The sequence below is a fragment of the Butyrivibrio sp. AE3006 genome (genome assembly GCF_000424165.1).
In the GTDB taxonomy this organism is placed as follows: domain Bacteria; phylum Bacillota; class Clostridia; order Lachnospirales; family Lachnospiraceae; genus Butyrivibrio.
This window is the reverse complement of sequence record NZ_AUJJ01000022.1, coordinates 66,338-88,076: the sequence shown is the minus strand read 5'-3', so window position 1 is coordinate 88,076 and position 21,739 is coordinate 66,338. Positions and strand designations below refer to the sequence as shown.

Here is a 21,739-nt window from a genome sequence, read left to right as displayed (position 1 = left end):
AATCCATGTCCCGTCGTGGTAACTGCTGGGACAATGCTCCTCAGGAAAGCTTCTTCGGTCACATGAAAGATGAGATCATGGATAAGATAGCCCTTGCCGAATCCTTTAACGATGCCAAAACCATCATCGATGACTACATGGATTACTACAACAATGATCGTGGCCAATGGCAACTATCTAAGCTGTCACCTAACGAATACTATGAGTACTGTATAACTGGTAAATACCCTCTTATCACTTACTCATCCATTGATGACAATGGTCATCTTCCAAGAGACAAATAACTATGCTTTTATGCTTTTAAATTTGTCCTTGACAAAGGGTACACTTTATATATCTGCTTGTTGAACTATCCTGCCAGCCCAAGAGCATACCTTAATATATATCAATAAAAAGTTGTAATACTAATGTCCCAAGGCATTTTCATGTTGTCGGAACCATCCTATTATCTCATCGATAACTCTCTCGCTTTCCGTCAGATCCGGGCGTAATACAGGATATGCATGGATCAGTTTAGGGTCGCTTCCCATGTGACGAAGGAAGTGTTCCACGCCTTTATTGCCAAGCTCTCCGGCAAAATCCAGAGTGTACCGTTCAAGCATATCTGCCTTACTCGTAATGAGATAACACGGCGGAATATTGTATATGATCTCCGGATGTTCAGGATTCGTATACTGAGCCATTGCAAGACTTCGAGCATCTTTTCCATAAAACGAACGGGAAAGGAATCGTCCCAAATCATCTTTTCTTGTTGTATAAAACATCCCACTTATAAGACCCATGGCCTTGATACTCATGCGTGTCGGCTCATATCCTATGGCATCCTGTAATGCCTTTGATTTCTTCATAGCTGCTACATATGTTGCAAGATATGCCCCCGCACTTTCTGCCACCAGATATATCCTTGTAAAATCAACATCGAACTCCACAAGTTTCCTGCCCACACAATCCATCCCGGCACAGACATCATCAAACTGCTCATACACACGAACATTCGGTATAAGACGATACTCAAGCGAGCATACCAGATACCCCCTTTTTGCTATCTGACGGCAGAACCCTGTGGATAAGTTTTTGTTGCCGTCAATCAACCCACCACCATGAATATTGATAATAACCGGCAGTTCTGTCCCCGGTGCGACTATTGGCTCAAATATATCCATCAGAAGTTCTTTGCCTGACCGGTTAGTATACGGGATGTCCCTGTGTTCCTTTAATCCGTCGGCCGACATTTCAATAACATTATCAAGATCCAAAGCTTTACTGAGCTTTCGCTTTGTGATCTCGATTATCGCATTCTCGAATAAACTCATTATGATTTACCTCATGTAGCAATATGTAAGCATTATTCCATCTATTTAAAAATTTTCTATCCGCCTATCCATTTGTCAGACCGTTTTATATCTTTACAAATTCGTATCCTCTACCGATTTTGCACCAAGGCTTATTCCCTCCGTCGGAACAAGAAAAGCTGTCGGTATAACTCCCTGTAATAACTTACTTTTCTTTATGCCAACCACGACGCAATCTTTTACCATCTCATCGTGATTTATAGCATTTTCAATCGGTATCGGTGACACCTGATGACCATCTGGTCTCTTCATGAGGCGTTTATACCTTCCTCCATACGTTGAGAAAATCACCTACCATTTATATAGCTTCTTTTTCAAGTGACCTATAATCGATTTTTCCTATTGGGGTAAGAGGTAATTTGTCTACAATTTGTATTTTCCCCGGTTGAGCATATTCGGGCAACTCCGTTTCGCATAATTCAACCAATTCATTTATTGTTTGCTCTTTATCATGCTGACCTTTGCCGGATAAAACAGCAAAAAGTATCGGCACCATACCTTGGGCATGATTATGATCAGGCGCTCCTACCGCACAGCATTCCTTTACCTTATCGCTTTTAATAACTACATCCTCGATATAGCTTGGAAACACTTTAAATCCATCATGTCGAACAATGATTCTTTTTATCCTTCCTTCAATAAACAAGAAGCCATCTTTATCCATGTATCCTATGTCACCGGAATGTACCCAAACAAGTCCATCCGTATGAATTCTTAGCATTTGATCCGTTTCCTTATCGTTTTCATAATATCCCACCATCGTATTAGGTCCCGTCATGCAGACCTCACCTATTTCACCATACTTTAATTCTTTGCCCGTCTCCGGATCAAAGACTGATATGATAGTATGTGCAAAAGGAATTCCGACACTGCCTATCTTATTTATTCTATCTGACATACATGCACTGACAGCTGCAGAAACTTCCGTCATTCCATAACCCTTCATGACATTGTTTTGACCATTGTGAGACTTAATAAATGTGTTTACTTTCTTCTCTAGTTCGGGCTTCATTGAGTCACCACCAACGACCGGCGAAACAAGATATGAAATATCCTTTTTATTCATTTTTTTACTGCTAATGATATTTTCATAATGCGACGGAACCCCAACTATATGAGTTGGATTATATTTGATCATGAGTTCATCATATTTCTTAGGATCAAATGCAGGTATCAAAACTACTTCCATTCCCTTTATTAAAGGCATATGTAATCCATTGCCTATGCCATAAGCGATAAAAGGTGGCATAATATCCGCCCATACATCTCCACGATTTAAATTGAATTCGCTATTAATTAACTGAAATGCAGACTGGTTAAGGTTATCGTTTGATAACATAACACCTTTAGGAAATCCGGTAGTACCTCCTGTATGAACTATTACACAGCATTCTTTTTCACGATAAGGGGTATCCTTACAATCCTGATCTTTCCCAATTTCAATAAACTTATTCCACATCATATGATCAGAATTAACCTTAGTTTTTCCTTTGGTTAATCTGTAAAGAATCTTCATTCCGGTTGGAAGAGAATCCGATGGCGATACAACAACGATTGTTTTTACCTGTGTTCCCTCTATAGCCTTAACTATTTTTTGATAGGCAATATCAAGAACAACAACTACCGTCGTTTTTGTTTCTAAGAGATACTCTTTTATCCCTTCAGCACTTGTCCTAGGATCAATCATATTCGAAATTGCACCTATACGATTTAAACCATAGAACGAATATATAACTTCAGGAATACTGACCGCAATTATGGCAACTATATCCTTTTCAGAAACTCCCAGTTTTGTGAAGCTCTTTGCCACCTGTTTTGTATAATCAAAGAATTGACCATATGTGATTTTTCTGCCGTAATAGTTAAATGCTGTTGAATCAGAATAATCCTTATTCTGTGCTTCAATATAGTCAATTATCTTGTATTTAGGTAATTCGGCATTTATCTGCTCTTCCGAGTAATATTTCAGCCAAGGCTTATCTATAGACGGATACCCTGTCTGTCTGTCAAGCATTGTCTTTCTCCTCCTAAACATTTATACTTACAGAAACTCAATTAGATTTTGATCTTAACTGTTAGAGCCAAAAGCTCTTTTGTCAAACAAAAACGCATTGTTCAAATTAGGAACAAGCAAATTCTGGTGAGAAAACGCATCAGATGGATCTGTTATATCTTTTGGGTGAAACGCTTCTTCCTGTATATCTTCTACAGTAAGTGAGTATTCCGCATTCAATGAAAGAATACTGCTTATGAAATCGTCATATGCTGACTCTGAAATATCTCTACGTGATAGCTTCGGAAACCGCTCAATAAGATTCCATTTCAACGAAGCCATACTGTTTCTAAGTTCACCTGTAAGAGCAAATCTATCTTCGATCGTATGACCTTCGTAGCTTATATTCTCTCCCAGGGCAATATAGTAGTCATCACCATTCCTGCATATTGCCATCGGTACAATTTCTGCGTCACAAGTAATTGCCAGTTCAACAGCCCCTGCATACAAATATCCAACAAGTGCATTGGCACTGATATTCTGGACACCTTCTGGAAACAGCAGCAGATTCCCGCCTTTTTTAAGCAGAGCGATCATCTGGGCTTTAGCGGCTCTTCTGTCTTCCTTATGCATCACATCAAGTGGTATCCAGCCATTCATTCTGAGCATCATACCATTGATGTCCTTATACAGCTCATGTGGATCTCCAAGCACAATCCAGCATGGACTCTTTATTGCAAGAAAAGACATTTCAATATCCACACCACCTATATGAGTAGGACAGAAAATAATAGGACGAGATGTCTTTTTTCTGTCATCTCTGACTACATGCAGTCGTCGACCTGTCAGCCTCATCTCTGCTCTCATAAGTTGCACCAGTATATGATGCACAAACGAATGTAGTTGCAGATGTTCGACATATCCTCCATAGGTATGGTAGCGTTCCAATCGCTTTTCGCGGCAGAATATCTCATAATCTGGTTTTGGCAGAGATAACATATAAATGAATGATCTAAGGTCTTTTAATGCACTCATGTTTTTGTCGCTACTCCTACGGATGGCTTATCAATTGATGGATACCTAGTCAGTTCCCCTGTCTCCTCCACACACTTGTCAAATTCTATATCCACTCGTTTTTCATTATGTTTACAAACGATTATTCGTATGAAATTTCTATAAACTCCATAATAAAATATAGCTTAAACATTTAATGATTTCAATTGGATATTCAACGATTGCTCACATCTAGTGTTCCACAAATCTATCAACTTATTTAAAGAGCTGCATTTGGTCGCCAGGTTCCGACACAGGCAAATTTCATTGTGGCATTTTATACGGAGGATATCCTTCTCATACTCATACAAATCACTAAAGATTTTTACCTGGTATGAACCTTCTGGAGGAATACCTGTCCTGTTTCTGTCGCTTATTGCGGAATAGTACTCAACATGAACATTGCTTCCACAGAATGGGCAAGGTTTTAGCATGCCTTCCCCTTCAGCCTTTCTAATAGATTCGCTTTTCTCAGATAACCTGAAACCAAACCCGCTCCCAACTCTGTCTGCCAGATCAAAGAACCCTCAAACCTAACCCTCAAAAACTCCCATACAAAAAGGACCTGACCCTCAAAGTCAGACCCTCAAAACGCTTGGCAAACCCTCAAAAAGTTTGATTATGATAACGCCTTGTCCAGCTCAGCCAGATCCTCATCTGTTGTGGACCAGCTTGTTGCAAGTCTTACAACTGTGTGGTTTTTATCAGGCTTTTCCCAAAAGCTTACGGCTACCTTCTCCTGTAATTTCTTAAGCTTCTCGTCTTCAAAAACTACAAACTGCTGGTTTGTAGGCGACTCTAAAAACATCGAAAGTTCATGGGCTCTGCAAATGTCCTTTAGCTTTTCAGCCATATCTATGGCATGCTTACTAATCTTAAAATACAGATCATCTGTAAAAAGTGCATCGAACTGAACACCTAAAAGTCGTCCCTTTGCAAGAAGAGCGCCGCGCCTTTTGATGGAAGTCAAAAAGTGCTTGGGCTTATTACCCTTTGTGAAAACCACTGCCTCTCCGCAAAGTGCGCCAACCTTGGTGCCTCCGATATAGAAAACATCGCAAAGTTTTGCTATATCCTGCAAAGAAACATCAGTGGAATTGCTCATAAGTCCGTATCCAAGTCTTGCTCCGTCAAGGAAAAGAGGGATCTCATACTCTCTGCAGACTTCAGAAATCTCACTGAGCTCTGCCTTGGAATACAGTGTTCCATACTCTGTGGGATGAGAAATATATACCATTCCGGGCCTGGTCATGTGCTCATGATTCTCGTCAGCAAAATATCCTGCAAGATAATCCTTAAGTACCGATCCTTCTATCTTTCCGTTTTTCTGAGGAATCTCTAAAACTTCGTGTCCTGTGTACTCGATGGCTCCTGCTTCGTGGGAACTTATATGCCCCGTTTTTGCAGCTATTACGCCCTCATAGTCTGACAGCATGGTAGAAATAATAACTGAGTTAGTCTGCGTTCCGCCAACCAAAAACTCAACTTCTGCCTCCGGTATTCCTACTGCCTTTTTTATCTTTTCCTTTGCACTGTCGCAGTACTTATCACTTCCATAACCGGATAAGCACTCCATATTAGTCTCCGTAAGTGCCTTCAAAACAAGCGGGTGAGCTCCACAGATATAATCGCTCTCAAATGAAATCATAAAATGTCCTCTCTTCTTGTCTATACTATTCTGCCTGTGACATTTGTGCACAGCCCATCACCAATCCTCGTCATAGCTGTATTCATCAAGCTCTGCCATATAGAATTCCGACCAGCTGTACTGACTCAGGAATTCGCCGGCGTATTTATACTTGGACTTATCCTTGTTTTCAAGCCAGTCATAATAATCGCATTCTATTCTGTCTTTGGCGATGGCCATACTGCCACGTTGTTTAAGGATTATACCATCAAGCTTCAGCTTCTTAAATGTGTTTTGAAGATCCTGTCTTAAGTTACAAAGATAAGACAACTTTTTTTCAGGGTCGCCGTCATCCTCCCAAAGGTTGGCGATAATCTCACCATTAGTGGTCTGCGCCCCCTTATTGGCTATAAGAAGAGCCACGATTTCCTTGGTCCTCTTATATTTAAAATCCACAGGCTCTCCGTCCACAAAAAGCTCGAAGTTTCCAAAGGTCTGCGCAAAAACCCTCTTGAACTTTTTGCGCATCTCAGGATAGCGCATATACTCCAGTTCCTTCTGAAACTCCGCTCCGGTGCCGGGCTTTTTGATATAGCCGCTGGCATGAAGCTTCATAGCATCATAAGCATGCTCTGTCTCATCGGAAACATAAATAAGATTTATGTAAGGATTTAGTTCAGAAAGATATTTTCCAAGATCTATCCCTGAAAGTTCAGGCATATTCACATCCAGAAATGCCACGTCCATTTCCTCTTCTCTGGCCTTGGCAAGAGCGGAAAGAGGACTGTCAAAAAAGTAGCAGGTAGCATCGGGCTTTACCTTTCCGAGAATGGTTTTCATTTTCTTTAGAGATGCCTCGTTACTGTCAACTGCCAAAATATTCACTGTGCACCTCCCGTAGGCAAGGTTATGGACTTAACCTTCTGATTCTGACGCTGCTGCGCTGTCATGTGAAGCGGATCCGCCTCCCCTACCACAAGAGTATCTCCGTCATTAAGAGCAGCATCATGCAAAGGACCGGAGTTCATATCTGCCAGCACAAGAGCGGCAAATCTATCATAATTGTCATCATCTATGACAGGAAAATGATACTTCATCCTGTACCAGTGCTCCGGGTCATAGCCTGCGCCTCCGATGTAGAGTCTGTCTGCAGTATCTGCAACCTCATCAACTCCGGCTTTTTCTCCCGGCTCAAGCCCTGCCTCCTCACAAAAAAGCATAGCGTAAGCCTTAAGTACTCTGTCTCTTACTGTTTCATCGCTGCCACTTTTATTCTTTCTTCCTGTGGGAGTATCCATTACCTTGTAATAAAATTCCTGAGCCTCTTCGCTTTCATCAAAATTTACGATAGCGTTGTAGAACTCCCTGACATCTATGTCCTTAGCTATTGAAGCCATTTCTCTCTCCTTTCAGAGCGCTCTTATTCTCGTACATGTTCTTGTCTGCCCTTGCAAATACCGCAGCCACATTCTCATCATCATCGAATCTGGACATACCTGCCGCAATGACAACTTTTCTTTCAAACTTATTTATTCTGTTACTCTGGGCAACGCTCTCCATGAGAATCTCCACGTTGTCATAGTCAGTACCCTGAACAACAATAGCAAACTCATCACCGCCAAGCCTGAAAACAGGACTGTGCTTGAATATCTGACAGATCCCATCGCATCCATCCTTGATGAACTGGTCTCCGGCCTGGTGTCCAAGAGTATCATTTACCTGTTTAAGTCCGTTTATATCGAATACTGCAATTGCAAACTCCGGTTTTTTACCTGCCTTGATCTTTCTGTTTAGCTTTGCCTCCATCTCAGCATAAGCATGCTTATTCTTTACGCCCGTAAGCTCATCATAATTGGCCTTTTCCTTGGCTTCCATGAGGTTTGATTCATACGCCTGTTCTCTTCGTACTTCCTCATCAATATTAACAACACCAATTATTACACTGTCCACACCATCCTCATGCACCATGGTGGCTTTCAGCATGGCATAAATCGGCTTTCCATTTATCACAAGCCTGTAGTTAAGAGTAAACATGCCTTTATTCTTTATCTGAGACATGACTTTTTCCTTCTTGAACATTTTGAGGAAATAATCAAGATCATCAGGATAAATAACGCTTAGGGCTGTTTCCGCGGTGTCATCATAAAAATGTTCACCCTCTTTGCCGGTTCCAATATGTTCAAAATAATTGCTGGAGGTGTATTTTGTATACTCATCCGTTTCAGGATTGACCGTATAAAGAGCCATATAATCTCCGGAAAGAGCAATGATCCTTGAATAGGTAATCTGCTCCTCCCTCATCTTTTCAAGGGCCTCTTCATGCTTCATCTGGGCATCCACATTATTGATTCCTATGATAATATTGTTGCCCTTATTTCTGACCTTAACAACCTTCATACTTACATAGACAGGCTCTCCGTCCATCATTACCCTGTAGGTCAATGTGAAAATGCCGTTTTCCTTAAGGCTTTTTTCCACCTTCTCCGGGGTGAAGCTCTTAACAAACTCTTCTGCGTCTTCCTGATATACATTATTCTTTGCCACACTTGCTGTAAGTCCAAAGAAATCATGACCACGAGTTGAGACATTCATATCCCGGTTCACCCCATCCGGGCTGTACTCTGTATAATCTCCGTTATCCATATTTACAAAATACAGGTGAATATAATCCTCTGACAGCGCTCTTGCCACATAGTTGTAGGTGAGGGTGGTGTCATCATCGGGGCTATCTGAGACAGATAAAATTGCAACATTTACAGCTGCAGCTCCGGTAACAGGATTAACTGCCACTCTTCTAAGGAACATCTGCAGTGTCTTACCATCCTTGGTCCTGTCATCTATGATAAGTCTTCCACCATCTTTTGCACACTGCACAGCAGCATTAAGGGAATATGCTCCGGGCTTACCTTCAAAATCCGCCACCTGGACCTCTGTACTATCTATACTGGCCGGGAAATTTCTCGCCATAAATTCTCTGAAAGTCCCGTTGCATCTTGTTAAATACAGCTTTCCATCAAGATATTCCACAAGGCACATAGGCCAGGTATCAAAATAATCCTTAAGCGTATCGTCATCTTTTCTTGAAACTGACAAATCATAGAGATTTACTTTTCCAAGCTGGACATAATAATCTGTCTCAGAAGGATTCTCAAATCCAATCTGAATACCCTTTTTATTTCTCTCAATGATTCCTGCAAGAGAATGAGCTTCACAGTAATAATATCCCTGCAACTTGGTACAGCCTATCTCCTTTAGGAATTCTGCCTGAACCTCGGTTTCAACGCCTTCTGCTATAGTCTCAACACCCAGAGCCATAGCCATTCTGACAAGCTCAGTGAGTATGATCTTAACGCTTTCTCTTTCACCTATCTGCTGAATAAAAAGCATGTCCAGTTTGAGTAGGTCAAAAGGTATCTTCTGAAGGATTACAGGCGATGAATATCCACTGCCATAATCATCCATCCAAACGCTAAACCCAAGCCTCTTAAACTCACTGATCCTATCTGCCATGTAATCAACATCATCCAGCAGAACTGTCTCTGTAATCTCAATAACCAGCTTATCCCTGGTAAGACCGGATTCATCCACGCGTCTTCTGATCTCTTCAACGATATCGCATGTGTAAAAATCAGAAATGGACAGATTGACAGAATTAGGGACAATATACAGACCTGTCTCTCCCTGCTCCTTCATCTTCTTAAGGACCATATCAACAACGCAAAGGTCCAGTTTATATATGCTGTTTGCTTCTTCAAGATATGGGATAAAAGTATCAGGGGTAAGAACGCCTCTCTCCGGATCCTCCCACCTTACAAGAGCTTCTTCGTCGCAAACTCGTCCATTTGCGGTTCTGATGATAGGCTGATAATAAACCTTTATCCATCCCTGCTCTATGGCTCTGTCAAGATTCTCAACCACATACTGTCTGTGCTCTATCTGACGCATCATTTCATCATCAAAATGATAAATGTGGGATTCATAATTTTTCTTATGGAAATCACAGGCGATCTTGGCCCTGTCACAGGCAGCACTGATGCTGGTCTTCTCATCATCATAAGAATAGACTCCGATTCTGATGGGCATACTTTTACCGCCATTTAAGAGCTTACTCTTTTCAATAAGTTCTTCCAGCTTCTGTTCCAAGCCATCGGGATCCGTATAGATGCAAAAATGATCAGAACTAAATCGGCTGCACCTGCTGCTGCCAAAATAGCTGCTTAGAAGTTTTGCAAAGGCAACAAGAAGAACGTCGCCCTCTGCCATTCCGTATTTACGGTTATAGTTTTTCATGCCGTTGAAGTCCGTAAAAAGGACCGCCGGCTTAATTCCTTCCTTCCTTAACTCCTCACATCCATCTCCCGCAAGCTCAAAAAAGAGCGTCATGGTGGGAAGTCCTGTCAGGTAATCATAGCTGATATTATTTAATCTGCTTCTCTCTTCAAGGATTTTGCTGAGCATAGCTGTGAGCCCCTGTACGTCGCTACCCATATTAGGGGTATAGGCGCCCTGATCCGTATACCATATAAAAGCCAGTCTTACGCCATTATCCTTGAAAATATGCTTACCATAAGCGTGAATGATCCTGTACTCCTCATCCACTTTGGATCTGTAAATCACATCATAGGGTACGTCCTCTGTAGCAAAGCGGTAGGCAGCATCACTTATGGATGCCACATCATCAGGATGAGTATCCCTATACATGTCATTGTCCATAATCTCATAAGCCTCGTCGCGGTCCTTAAGACCAAAAAGCTCGCAAAAGCCCGCCGAAAGAGCTATGGTAATCACATGTTTATTTATAAACTGATACACTGCAAACGGTACAAAGCTGCTTTCTATCAGTGCTATTTGTTCGTCACTATATTTGTACTTTTCCAAGAGTAATACCTCCTGATAAATCACATAATATTAGACAAAAATATCAACTATATTCCATTTTATCACAAATGTAAAACAGTTTGTTTTCGAAATAATAAACTAAAAATAAAAAGTCCATTACCACTTTTTAACCTAAAAGCAGTAATGGACATTATTCTTTAAAGCAATTGACTCCATTTTGAAAATATCCCACAGGATGGATCATGTGATCCTCTGCCTTGGCATCAAGCCCGGACAGCGCCTTGTCATAATACATAAGCCCCCTTAGAACCGACTCGTAACCAAAACGCCTCCTGATATCCTCGATGGCAAGATCGGCCTTAAGGTATTTCTCCCTGACCTCCTCTCTCATGAAAAGATCGGTCTGAAGAGGCATGGTATCCGGCACCAGATTGGACACTCTGACCCCTACACTGCGAATAGGATGCTCCCAATCGTAATTTGCCTTAAAAAGCTGCCAGGCATAGCCTGCTATCTCCTCGGAAATATTGGTAGGTATGTGGACCCTGTGCTGTCTTGTAAAGCTGTAAAGCCCGTTATCCCTAATACTTATACCTATAACATCCCCGATGAAATGATTCTCCTTAAGCCTTGCGGCCACGCTTTCAGACAGCAGATATATGACCATTCTCACATCATCATCATTTACAAGATCTCTTGGGGTAGTGGTGCTGTTGCCCACACTTTTAACCGGTGCATAGTCATCTGCTGCCGCAACCGGGGTCTGATCCTCGCCTCTTGCAAAGGTTGAAAGCACATATCCTATTTTCCCAAAAATCTGATGCAAAAACTCAGGGTCTGCTCTGGCTATATCACCTATGGTAATAATCCCGTACTTCTTAAGCTTGGCAGTTGTGCGCCTCCCCACATACAGAAGATCCGATGCGGGAGCTGTCCAGAGAATGTCCTTATAATTCTCCCTGGAAATCTGAGTTATAGCATCCGGTTTCTTATAGTCAGAGCCAAACTTCGCAAATATCTTATTCCAGGAAACGCCTATTGATACAGTGATTCCAAGTTCTGTCTTGATGCGGTCCGATATCTCTCTGGCAACAGTCATTCCTGTGGATGTAGAAAGCATGGACTTAGAATCTGTTATATCTATCCAGGATTCATCAAGTCCGTAGGGTTCCACCAGATCAGTGTAATCACCGTATATCTTCCTGGCCTTCCTGGAAAACCTTATGTACTCATCATAATTGGGTGTAACAAAGACCACATCCCTGCAGGCCTGTCTCGCCTCCCACAAAGCCATGCCGGTCTTAACTCCGCGCCTCTTGGCTATATAATTGGCTGTAAGCACGATACCGTGCCTGGCCTCCGGATCTCCGCCCACCGCCATAGGCACATCCCGAAGCTGCGGATTATGCAGCATCTCCACAGCCGCGTAGAAGCAGTTGCAATCCGAATGAAGTATTATTCTCTCATCATTCATAAAAATAGCCACCTCGAACAGTTGTTCTTGTATGGCTATATTATACGAATGTATGTTCTATTTTTCAAGTACCTGATCTGAATTCTTTTGACCTTACGATGAAGTAGACCGTCAAAGTGATCACTCCCGTGATGGCCCATGAGATTGGATAAACTCTGAACAAGGTTCCAAAATCATGGTGCTTTGGAATATATGTAAACACATAGATAAGTCTGAATACGCAGGTTCCAAAGATGGATATCAGCGCAGGAGAAAGCGAATGGTTCATACCGCGCAGGCAGCCACCGCTTATCTCATAGGAGCCTATAAGGAAATGCAGAATAAACGCATTCATAATTCTGATCATTGCAAAATCTATAACTGCAGGCTCTGTGGTAAAGAGGCTTATCATCTGATAACGGAAAGTCACCAGTACAAATACCACAACCGCAGATATGCCTACGCCGCATCCCATACATATCCTGAATACCTTTTTACATCTGTCGAATTTGCGGGCACCATAGTTCTGACTTGTGAAGGTAACTCCCGCCTGAACGAAAGAGCTCATGGCGCAGTAGGATATAAAATCAAAATTGGCAGCTGCCGTAGAACCTGCAATGGCATTAGAGCCAAAGCTGTTGACCGCTGACTGGATGACCACATTGGAAAGTGAAAACACTGCTCCCTGAAGTCCTGCAGGAAGTCCTATCTGCATCATGCGAACAAGATATTTTTTCCTGATCTTAAGCTTTTTAAAGCTGAGTCTGAAGGCTTCCTCCTCGTTCATCAGGATAAAAAGAATGTATCCTGCACCAAACATATTGGACAGCACCGTTGCCAGAGCAACACCTATAACATGCAGATGAAAGCCTATTACAAACAAAAGATTTAAAAGAATGTTTATGACACCTGCAATAAGCATGGCATACAGCGGTCTTGCAGAATCCCCCTTACTTCTAAGGACAGCAGAACCATAGTTGTAGACCATAATTGCGGGCATGGCAAAAAAGTATATCCTAAGATACAGTATTGCAAGCTCCAATACATTTTCCGGTGCAGCCATCAGTATCAGTATGGGTTTTGAAATGAAAAATCCAATCAGAATAAGGGCAAATCCCGCGATAAGAGACAGAGTAATTACAGTGTGAACCGTATCGTTTATCTCATTCTTGTGACCGCCGCCTATCTGCATGGCTATAAGCGCATTGGCACCAACAGACAGTCCTATGAAAAAGCTGATTATCAGACCTATTACGGAACCATTACTTCCCACCGCAGCCATAGCTTCCGGTGAAGCAAATCTTCCCACAACAGCAAGATCAGCAGCGTTAAAAAGCTGCTGAGAGATGCTTGAAACTGCCAGTGGCAGCGCGAACATTACAATCTTATCCAAAAGACTGCCATTTAGCATGTCAAAATTTTTATTTTTAGCCATAAAAATGCTACCAACTCACTCTCTGAAAATAATTGTTCCATCTTCCTTCATGTCATCAATTATCGCAAGGGATGTCACATCATAGCCCATCTGTCTGACATCATCTCCGCCATGCTGATAGCCCTTCTCGATACAGATACCGATACCTTCTATCTTGGCGCCTGCCTGAACGCAGATCTCAATGAGCCCCTTCATGGCATTGCCTATAGCAATAAAGTCATCAACGATTATGACTTTATCATCATTGCCAAGAAAATCTCTTGAAACTACTGCGTCGTACTCCTTGCCATAGGTATAGGAACTTATTCTGGAAACATACACATCATCTCCCAGATTAAGGCTCTTTGACTTCTTTGCAAAAATAACCGGCACATTAAAATGCTTCGCAACGGAGCATGCTACCGCAATTCCCGATGCCTCAATGGTAAGTATTTTGGTAATCTTCTTATCCTTGTACTTTTCATAAATGGCTTCCCCAAGTACATCCAGAAGACCAACATCTATCTGGTGATTAAGGAAACTGTCAACCTTGAGTATATTCCCCGGATATACTCGCCCCTCTTCAAGTATCTTCTCTTCCAGGATTTTCATGAGTACCTCGCTTTCTGCTATAAAAACGCCATTAATGTTTCCCTATATCCATCATAACATACTCAGACTTTGTGCCGGTCTTAAAATCCACTGCCCAATCGGATATTCCCGAAGTCACAATGAAATCCACATCGCCGCGTCTCTCATACCCATAGGTTCTGTCATTTATTCCCATCCATACTCCCCAATATGTTATGGGTATAAGCTGTCCGCCATGGGTGTGACCTGAGATCACAAGGTCTGCAGTTGTTTTTGATTCGTTATCATAATCCGTAGGTTCATGATCCATTACGATAATATATTTGGAGGTATCAGCTCCATCAAGAAGCTCATAAAGTTCTTTCCTGTCTGAGGTGATGGCATCCGCTCTTCCTACGATGCACAGATCACCGGTATACTCCACCTGATCCTCCATGACATGGACCCCGTTTTTAGAAAGTTCACTTACAAGATCATCTGCAGTAAAATCTCTTGGTCCGTAGCTGCTCTTATCGTGATTGCCAAAGGCGTACCAGACTCCGTATTTTGCATCAACAGAGCCAAGCGCCTCACAGGCCAGGACCATATCCTCTTTTTTGGTATCGCTGTCCACAAAATCTCCAGGAATCAGAACGATATCCGGGTTCTTTTCCTTTATTTTCTCTATTTCCCTTGCAAAGCCCTCACCGTCAAAGGTGGTCCCGATATGGGAGTCCGCAAAGAAAACAGCCTTCACATTTTCAGAAAGCTTATCAGTCTCAAGGCTATAGTCAGTCTGCCACACATGGACGCAGAGGTAATTTGCCACAAGCAGGTATACAGCAGATACCACCAAGGCGCACCATCCCTGATAGTAGTACTTAAATTCCCTGTCCCTCTTTTTCCGGATTATCCCAAAGATAAATCCAAAGAGCATGGTAAATACGAGCACATGCAGATAAATGGCAAAGGCATTTACAAGTCCCATAAAATAACATGGCAGAGCAAAGCCCGCTGCATTTATAAAAATAAGTACCAGCCTTCTTAGCCACTTATTCTGAATGCTCTTAAAAATTCCAAACCTGCCCACCGCCTTTACCATATAGCCAAAGCCAATGATGCAAAGTATAGCAACAACAATAAATCCAACTAACCAGATCATAAATTACAGGTCCCTAAGCCTCATCATAAAAATCGAATACTCATCATTCTGAAAATCCAGGTCAGGTGAATTCTCGCCGCCACCGTTAGTACTTCTCTTTATCTCAGCGTAGAACTCCTCACCCTGGTTTACAATATCCATGACAGACATGGAAAATCCGTTTTCTGTAGCAATAGAGCAAAAATCTGCTATTGGATTCTCTGAAGCTCTTGTTCCAAGGAGCTTTTCCTTTAATGCCTTGTCATCTCTTGCCTTATTTAACAGTTCTTCCAATTTTTCGGTAATCTCCATAACCTGTCGCCTCCCTTGTATTTTTATGTGTAGTGGCAGCTATTAAGCTGCCGGAAACAGCCTCTTAGTGTCTCTCATCTTCGTTTTCAAAACGTTCGCAGAATCTTGCTGAAAAAGAGGGCTGCTCATTTTCCAAAGTAAGATGGGTGATATCGCCAACCTTCAAAGTCCTGAAAATCGCAATTCCCTTTTCTCTCTCCTCAGTCACAATCTCTGTAACGGAAGTGGGGGCCATGGCAAGGAACTGCATGGGTACAAAGGGTGATACTCCCCAGAGATATGACAGCAGGACAGAAGTCAGTCCAAAGTGGCAAAAGAATGCAACTGTCTTATCGTTGCTCTCCCTAACCTTAAATACATTGCCGTCACGCTCATAGCCGTAATCTGACAAAAGCTCCTCAAATCCGGCAATAACTCTCTCATATACCTCCGGCATATCCGTGTATTTTACAATGTCAGAATCCATGAACGCGTGAGTATCAAAAATCTCGGGATGAGCCTTGTAGTAAGAAGGCATTACATCCCAAACAATACGTCTGTGATATTCATCGGAATCTTTTTTCTTAAAAAGCTCGTTGGGATAAGCCTTCTTAGTCTCCTCATCAGCGATGTTGGGATTAAAAAGCGCAGGGAATTCTTCAAGCCACTTTAAAGTCGTAGCTTCTTTTCCCAAAACCTCAAGTGAATACTCCGCAGTCCTCTGAGCTCTGCCGCAGGGGGATACATACACATCATCTATTCCCCAGTCCTTGATGTGCTTTGCAAGGCACTGCGCCTCGCGTTTTCCCTTCTCCGTAAGTCCGTCTATCTTGTAATCGGGATCCCCGTGTCTGATAAATAATAGCCTCATTTTTCAATATACTCCTCATTATAGTTAAGCATGCCGTGGCAAACGTCGTTATGGTCTGCAAAGCTGCTCAATTATTCTTAGTCTTATTAAGTCTGTAGCCAGCCACTGCTCCCACAATACCGCCAAGGATATGGGTCAGGTTTGAAATATCGTCCTGCAAAAAGATTCCCTCATAGACCTGCTGTCCTATGAAAACAATGGTGACAAGTATGAATGTAAGCGGAATCTCGCCGTCCTTAAATCCGGTAAAGGATGTCATTAAGATAAATGCAAAAACAACACCGCTGGCACCGCAAAGTGCAGCCTGAGGGAAAAGAATAAAGTGGAAAAGTCCTGTCACAACCGCAGTTACCAATATGACAAATATCAGTTTCTTTGATCCGTACTTTTCTTCAAGCATTGGACCAAGAAGCAAAATGTAGGTGGCATTCCCTATGAAGTGCTCCCATCCCGCATGTCCAAGGACGTGTGTGAAAAATCTCACGTAGGTTAAAGGTGATGTAAGTGACCAGCGATAGGTCATGAAAAGCAGCTGGTTAGACAGTCCAACTGTCAGGTAATTTACCACCATCACAATAAAGCAAATAAAAATGAATCCCAAAGTTACTGGAGAATTGAACGTTATCTTAAACTTCTTCATTACTTTCCCTCCGGAAAAACATATTTATATTCCATCTTCTTTGCGTAAGTTCTTTTAATTCCTTATTCTATCTGGTCTGAAACCCAGTTACTCTCCTTAAGAAACTCCTCGCCTGCTTCTCTTCCAATCTTGTATACTCTCTCAATCTCAGAGGGGTCACTTTCAGTAGGCTTTATTGCAAGAGGGGCCTTGGGACGAATTACAAGAACTTCGCCGAGTTTCTCCTTTTCCCTGATATAACGCTTTTCCTCATTATACATTATATGACGGTTTTCCAAAGTTCTAATTGCATTGGGATATTTTCGAAGGTTCATTTTTATAAGGGGCATGTACTGCTGCTTGCCCTTAACGTAGTCTTCAGGCTGGGTCTCGATTACAAGAATCCTGTCGTAGCCCTGATCCTCCATGAACTTTAAGGGTATGGAATCCGCTGCGCCTCCATCTAAGTAAACACCGCCGTCGATTTTCACAGGTCTTGAAACGATAGGCATGGAAGCTGATGCTCTGATCCACTCCATATCCTTGCCCATTCCGTTGTCACACCTGTGATAAACAGGGCCGCCTGTCCTAAGGTCCGTTGCCACGCAGTAGAACTCCATGGGATTGCTCTCAAAGGTATCATAGTCCCAAAGATCAAGCTTAAAGGGGAGCTCTGAATAACAGAACTTCACGTTGAAAATATCACCGGTTCTTAAGAGAGATTCCATGCTGTGATATCTCTTATCGTTGCAATACTTTTTGTTGTATCTGTATGCTCTTCCGATCTGTTTTGATTTAAGATTAATTCCAAAGGTGGCTCCGGCAGACACGCCCACAGCGCCGTCAAAGGTAATTCCTTTTTCCATGAAAACGTCAAGCACGCCGCAGGTAAACATACCGCGCATAGCTCCGCCTTCCATAACAATTCCGGTTTTCATATTAGTCTCCTGTATAAAAATCAAGCCCATTCAAATACTGGACAAATAAACAAAAATCCCCTCAAACATCAATTATAACACCCTCTTTCTCCAAGAAAGCGCTAAATTATGATATTATTTTTGAGGATAAAAATTGATAAATAACGAATTCAAATCGGAGCAAATTATGAATATAGATAGAAAAAGAGTCCGCGAACAGTTCGCTGCATACACAAGAAATTACGATCCGGAGGATCCAAAGATCGCCCTTAAAATATCCCACACCTACAGGGTAGCAGAGAGCTGCGAGAAGATAGCGAAATCCATCGGCATGTCAGATGAAGATGCAGAGTTTGCATGGCTTTCCGGAATGCTTCACGACATCGGAAGATTCGAACAGGTAAGAAGATTCAATACCTTTATAGATTCCCAGTCCGTAGACCATGCAGAGTTTGGCTCAGATCTCCTCTTTGGTGAGGATAACCTTATAAGCCTTTTTACCGATGATATGTCCTGCAACAATACCCTTGAAATCGTGATCCGTCAGCACAATAAATTCCGAATTCGCAAGGATATAACAGGCAAAACTCTCGATTTCTGCAACATCCTAAGAGACGCCGACAAGGTGGATATCCTCAGAGTAAACATCGAAACTCCCATGGAAGATATCTACAACGTATCAAGCGATGAACTGATAAATTCCGGCGTAACTCCTGCAGTAATGGATCAGGTTCGTGAGCACCACGCAGTTTTCAGAGATGTGATGACCACGCCCGGAGATCACGTTATAGGTCACATAGCACTTGCCTTCGAGCTGGTTTATCCCCTCAGCTGGGAGCTTGCAAAAGAACAGGGCTATCTTGATCAGATGTTTAATTTTCCCTCTAAAAATGAGGAAATGCTTAAAGCTCTTGCAGATACCCGCAAGGAACTTGAAGCATTCTATGCAGCAAAGGACTAAGCCTGATCTGTAATTATCCTGACTCTCAAAGAGTTTTTGCATCTAAGCGTTACACAATATCTGCAACCTTACAATTTGCAACACTCATAAGATCAGCCGGTGCAAGCTCTATCTGAAAGCCCACCTTTCCTGCACTTACAAAAATATGGTCATACTGCTCTGCAGTCTCGTGTATAAAGGTCGGAAACTGCTTTTTCATTCCAATGGGGGAGCAGCCTCCGTGAACATATCCCGTAAGCGGTAAAAGCTCCTTTTGCTTAATCATGCTTACCGCTTTCTCACCTGCTGCCTTCGCAGCTTTCTTCAGATCAAGCTCATCTTTTACAGGAACTACAAAAACAAAGTATACTCCGGATTTCCCCTGAGTTACCAGTGTCTTAAAAACTTTATCCGGATCCTCTCCAAGAATCCCTGCAATTTCCTCGCCGCTCATGGTCGCGTCGGGATTATAGGCATGACTCTCATAGGCAATCTTCTTACCATCAAGTACGCGCATTACATTTGTCTTTTCTTCTTTTTTCATAAATGCTCCTGACCTAAATAGAGCAGCAAATCTCATCCGATCAGCTGCTCCACATCTTTAAAATAATTTTCTTCCGGCCCAAATGCAGATGCATGCGCCAACTACGGAAACAATCAGGCTTCCGATAAGTCCTGTTGCTGCGAATCCGACGATTCTGAAAACAACACCGCCAACTACGCCGCCAAGCAGACCAAGAATAATGTTTTTAACTGTTCCTGATTTCTCCTTCATGATGTTGCTGGCAATAAAACCTGCAAGTGCTCCAAGAATAAGTCCCCATATGATTCCCATATCATTCCCTCCAATTCTTTTCTCGTACCTGTACTTTTAAGCACACATAACTATGATAGCGCTTTTTTCATACAGGTCAAACGTTTTTGTCTGTTTCTGATATGAGTATATAGCGGTCTTTATCTTCGTTATATATTTATGATTGCAATTCTGCTAACTTTATTCCTCTAATCCCGAGAAATATAAACACCTTTTTACTGTGTTGCAAAAATGCGGCGTGGCAAAGGCTTGTCTAATAGATTTTATCCGGTTTATCCGTGATGCCGTACTGCGCTGTGAACTCTACAAGATCAGCGTTATCTCTTATGAGCATCACTTCTTCGAATTCACCGGTATGGATATTCTGAAAACCGGCCACCTGCTCGCCGTTACAGATACTTGCCTTTATCACAGGCTTTAGGTTTTCTTTGTCATAGGTTTTGATTTCTGTCTTTTTCTTAAAAAACATATACATCCCCCATTTCAGCCCACAAGCTTATTCCATAGAAAATATGACACTGTCCTCTTTGTCGAAGAGTATTCTTTCCCTATAGTATTCGTTGTAATCAGGATTATCGTGGATCAGATATCCATCCTCTGATATTGAGGTCTCACTGGTACTAAAGGACAGATAGACATAGAACTCTTCGCCCTGCTTACTGATTATGCCCCTATAGCTGTGATAATCTGAATCCTCAGTGTTGAAATAGAAATAATACTCATATATGCCATCTGAATTAAAATCAGCATAGCCATCGTCGAATATTCTAAGAGCGCCTGATGTATAAGGGTAAATAACACCGTCCTTTAAAAGTTCGCTGAACGATACCTTCCCGGGAGAATTCATATACTCATCCGTTGCAGCAGCAATAACTGTTCCATCATTTTCAATCAGCTCTTTGTAAATATTCTCATTATCATCAGGGAAGCCAAAAGGGCCTGACTCAGGTTGCTTCTTCCCCGCCTGGTACTGCGCAATCTCAGTATATTTTATGATCGGATAAAGTGTATTGGTATCATAAGCTGAAAGGTAATATGCGCCATTTACGATATCGCGCGCCGCTGCATAATCAGCATCCTCTTCACCGTTCTCTATTCGTTCGTTTATATTTTCCTCATAGAGATAATCGTAGGCTGTCTCACCATTTTCAAACCTGAATCTGGAAACAGAGGCATATCCCATATGTCCCCAATAGCAGATAATTCCATTTTCGCCCGGATCAGAATAAAGTCCTGTATGTCCCAGCGGGAACTCATCTGTTAAAAGCTCTGTTTTCCCATTCTTATACGTATAAACGCTTCCGTGAAAATCCGCTTCGCAGGTACCGTATTTAAGTATCAGCTCCGGAACATCATCCTTGTCTATGTCGTAAAGCCAGTAACAGTATATTCTTTTATCAAGCATCATGTTCTCATATTCTTCGAAATCCATGTCGCCGTTTTCATCAAAATTAAACTGACCTTCCTTCACGATATCCATGTAGGCTGTCTGATAATCGGAGAGTTCGGGTTCTTCAGGCTCTTCAGATACGACGCTATCTTCGGAGACTTCCACTTCTTCGGCAGTCTCGCCTGTGTTCGTATCTTCGACTTCTTCAGTAGCATCGCCACTATTCGCATCTGTAGCCTCTTCCGTGGTTGCACCGGCAGCTGCTTCTTCTGTATCAGCTGCTTCGGTTTCTTCAGCAGCATCTTCCCCAAGCTTTTCAGACAAAGCCTTGGTGATCAGATTATCTTTATTTTCAGATTCTGTCGTATCTCCGCTTTTTCCTGCGCATGCGCTTAGAAGAAATGATGACATAAGAATTCCCGCTACAAGCTTACTTTTCATAATACCCACCTCGT

The 21,739-nt window shown here is 42.2% G+C and carries 21 protein-coding genes and 1 pseudogene; 2 read left to right on the top strand and 20 right to left on the bottom strand.

The genetic code is table 11. The features are described 5' to 3' along the window. Positions 1 to 215, top strand: a pseudogene (locus G603_RS0112255) (IS3 family transposase); the annotation flags it as partial. A 189-nt stretch (positions 216 to 404) separates the two neighbouring features. Here G603_RS0112255 and G603_RS20245 read toward each other — a convergent pair. From G603_RS20245 to G603_RS23070, 16 genes are all read right to left on the bottom strand, one after another. Next, positions 405 to 1,313, bottom strand: coding sequence for an alpha/beta hydrolase (locus G603_RS20245; RefSeq protein WP_051207802.1), 909 nt, complete (start codon positions 1,311 to 1,313; stop codon positions 405 to 407). Positions 1,314 to 1,406: 93 nt separating this feature from the next. After that, a complete protein-coding gene (locus tag G603_RS0112245; RefSeq protein ID WP_026670406.1) occupies positions 1,407 to 1,604 on the bottom strand; it encodes a hypothetical protein in 198 nt (65 codons plus the stop codon). A 46-nt stretch (positions 1,605 to 1,650) separates the two neighbouring features. Continuing rightward, a complete protein-coding gene (locus G603_RS0112240) occupies positions 1,651 to 3,366 on the bottom strand; it encodes a class I adenylate-forming enzyme family protein (protein ID WP_026524929.1) in 1,716 nt (571 codons plus the stop codon). 54 nt (positions 3,367 to 3,420) lie between these two features. Beyond that, positions 3,421 to 4,212 carry a lysophospholipid acyltransferase family protein gene (locus G603_RS0112235; protein WP_196808070.1) on the bottom strand — a complete coding sequence of 264 codons (792 nt, stop codon included), beginning with the start codon at positions 4,210 to 4,212 and terminating at the stop codon, positions 3,421 to 3,423. An 805-nt stretch (positions 4,213 to 5,017) separates the two neighbouring features. Next, positions 5,018 to 6,046: a threonine aldolase family protein gene (locus G603_RS0112230; protein WP_026670404.1), complete on the bottom strand. Its 1,029-nt coding sequence runs from the start codon at positions 6,044 to 6,046 to the stop codon at positions 5,018 to 5,020. Positions 6,047 to 6,103: 57 nt separating this feature from the next. Beyond that, positions 6,104 to 6,910, bottom strand: coding sequence for a response regulator (locus G603_RS0112225; protein WP_026670403.1), 807 nt, complete (start codon positions 6,908 to 6,910; stop codon positions 6,104 to 6,106). Further along, on the bottom strand, positions 6,907 to 7,422 hold the full coding sequence (locus tag G603_RS0112220; RefSeq protein ID WP_026670402.1) for a hypothetical protein: 516 nt from the start codon (positions 7,420 to 7,422) through the stop codon (positions 6,907 to 6,909). The genes G603_RS0112225 and G603_RS0112220 overlap by 4 nt, the downstream gene beginning before the upstream one ends. After that, positions 7,406 to 10,903, bottom strand: a complete 3,498-nt coding sequence (locus G603_RS21575; RefSeq protein WP_026670401.1) for an EAL domain-containing protein — start codon at positions 10,901 to 10,903, stop codon at positions 7,406 to 7,408. Before G603_RS21575 ends, G603_RS0112220 begins: the two co-directional genes overlap by 17 nt. 151 nt (positions 10,904 to 11,054) lie before the next feature. Further along, entirely contained in the window at positions 11,055 to 12,338 is a 1,284-nt protein-coding gene (gene dinB / locus G603_RS0112210; RefSeq protein ID WP_035793057.1) for a DNA polymerase IV, read from the bottom strand. A 64-nt stretch (positions 12,339 to 12,402) separates the two neighbouring features. Beyond that, on the bottom strand, positions 12,403 to 13,752 hold the full coding sequence (locus tag G603_RS0112205; protein ID WP_026670399.1) for an MATE family efflux transporter: 1,350 nt from the start codon (positions 13,750 to 13,752) through the stop codon (positions 12,403 to 12,405). 15 nt (positions 13,753 to 13,767) lie between these two features. Next, complete coding sequence (locus tag G603_RS0112200) at positions 13,768 to 14,343, bottom strand: xanthine phosphoribosyltransferase (RefSeq protein ID WP_026670398.1); 576 nt, start codon at positions 14,341 to 14,343, stop codon at positions 13,768 to 13,770. A 31-nt stretch (positions 14,344 to 14,374) separates the two neighbouring features. Continuing rightward, complete coding sequence (locus G603_RS0112195) at positions 14,375 to 15,463, bottom strand: metallophosphoesterase (RefSeq protein ID WP_026670397.1); 1,089 nt, start codon at positions 15,461 to 15,463, stop codon at positions 14,375 to 14,377. A 3-nt stretch (positions 15,464 to 15,466) separates the two neighbouring features. After that, the gene (locus G603_RS0112190; RefSeq protein ID WP_026670396.1) at positions 15,467 to 15,754 is read right to left on the bottom strand and encodes a Nif11-like leader peptide family natural product precursor; all 288 of its coding nucleotides are present in this window, start codon (positions 15,752 to 15,754) and stop codon (positions 15,467 to 15,469) included. 64 nt (positions 15,755 to 15,818) lie between these two features. Further along, complete coding sequence (locus G603_RS0112185) at positions 15,819 to 16,604, bottom strand: histidine phosphatase family protein (RefSeq protein ID WP_026670395.1); 786 nt, start codon at positions 16,602 to 16,604, stop codon at positions 15,819 to 15,821. Positions 16,605 to 16,671: 67 nt separating this feature from the next. Further along, positions 16,672 to 17,244 (bottom strand): rhomboid family intramembrane serine protease, encoded by a 573-nt coding sequence (locus tag G603_RS0112180; protein WP_026670394.1) that lies wholly within the window; start codon positions 17,242 to 17,244, stop codon positions 16,672 to 16,674. A 62-nt stretch (positions 17,245 to 17,306) separates the two neighbouring features. Beyond that, the gene (locus G603_RS23070) at positions 17,307 to 18,161 is read right to left on the bottom strand and encodes a patatin-like phospholipase family protein (protein WP_026670393.1); all 855 of its coding nucleotides are present in this window, start codon (positions 18,159 to 18,161) and stop codon (positions 17,307 to 17,309) included. Between the two features lie 166 nt (positions 18,162 to 18,327). Here G603_RS23070 and G603_RS0112170 point away from each other — a divergent pair, with 166 nt between their 5' ends. Next, positions 18,328 to 19,101, top strand: coding sequence for an HD domain-containing protein (locus tag G603_RS0112170; protein ID WP_026670392.1), 774 nt, complete (start codon positions 18,328 to 18,330; stop codon positions 19,099 to 19,101). Between the two features lie 49 nt (positions 19,102 to 19,150). On the opposite strand, the gene ybaK is transcribed toward G603_RS0112170, so the two are convergent. The 4 genes from ybaK to G603_RS0112150 form a co-directional block, all read right to left on the bottom strand. Then, positions 19,151 to 19,624, bottom strand: coding sequence for a Cys-tRNA(Pro) deacylase (ybaK, locus tag G603_RS0112165; protein WP_026670391.1), 474 nt, complete (start codon positions 19,622 to 19,624; stop codon positions 19,151 to 19,153). Positions 19,625 to 19,681: 57 nt separating this feature from the next. Beyond that, a complete protein-coding gene (locus tag G603_RS0112160; protein ID WP_026496874.1) occupies positions 19,682 to 19,915 on the bottom strand; it encodes a GlsB/YeaQ/YmgE family stress response membrane protein in 234 nt (77 codons plus the stop codon). Between the two features lie 232 nt (positions 19,916 to 20,147). Further along, positions 20,148 to 20,363, bottom strand: coding sequence for a hypothetical protein (locus tag G603_RS0112155; protein WP_026524945.1), 216 nt, complete (start codon positions 20,361 to 20,363; stop codon positions 20,148 to 20,150). A gap of 27 nt (positions 20,364 to 20,390) precedes the next feature. Continuing rightward, positions 20,391 to 21,725, bottom strand: a complete 1,335-nt coding sequence (locus tag G603_RS0112150) for a hypothetical protein (protein ID WP_026670390.1) — start codon at positions 21,723 to 21,725, stop codon at positions 20,391 to 20,393. Between the last annotated feature and the right edge of the window lie 14 nt (positions 21,726 to 21,739).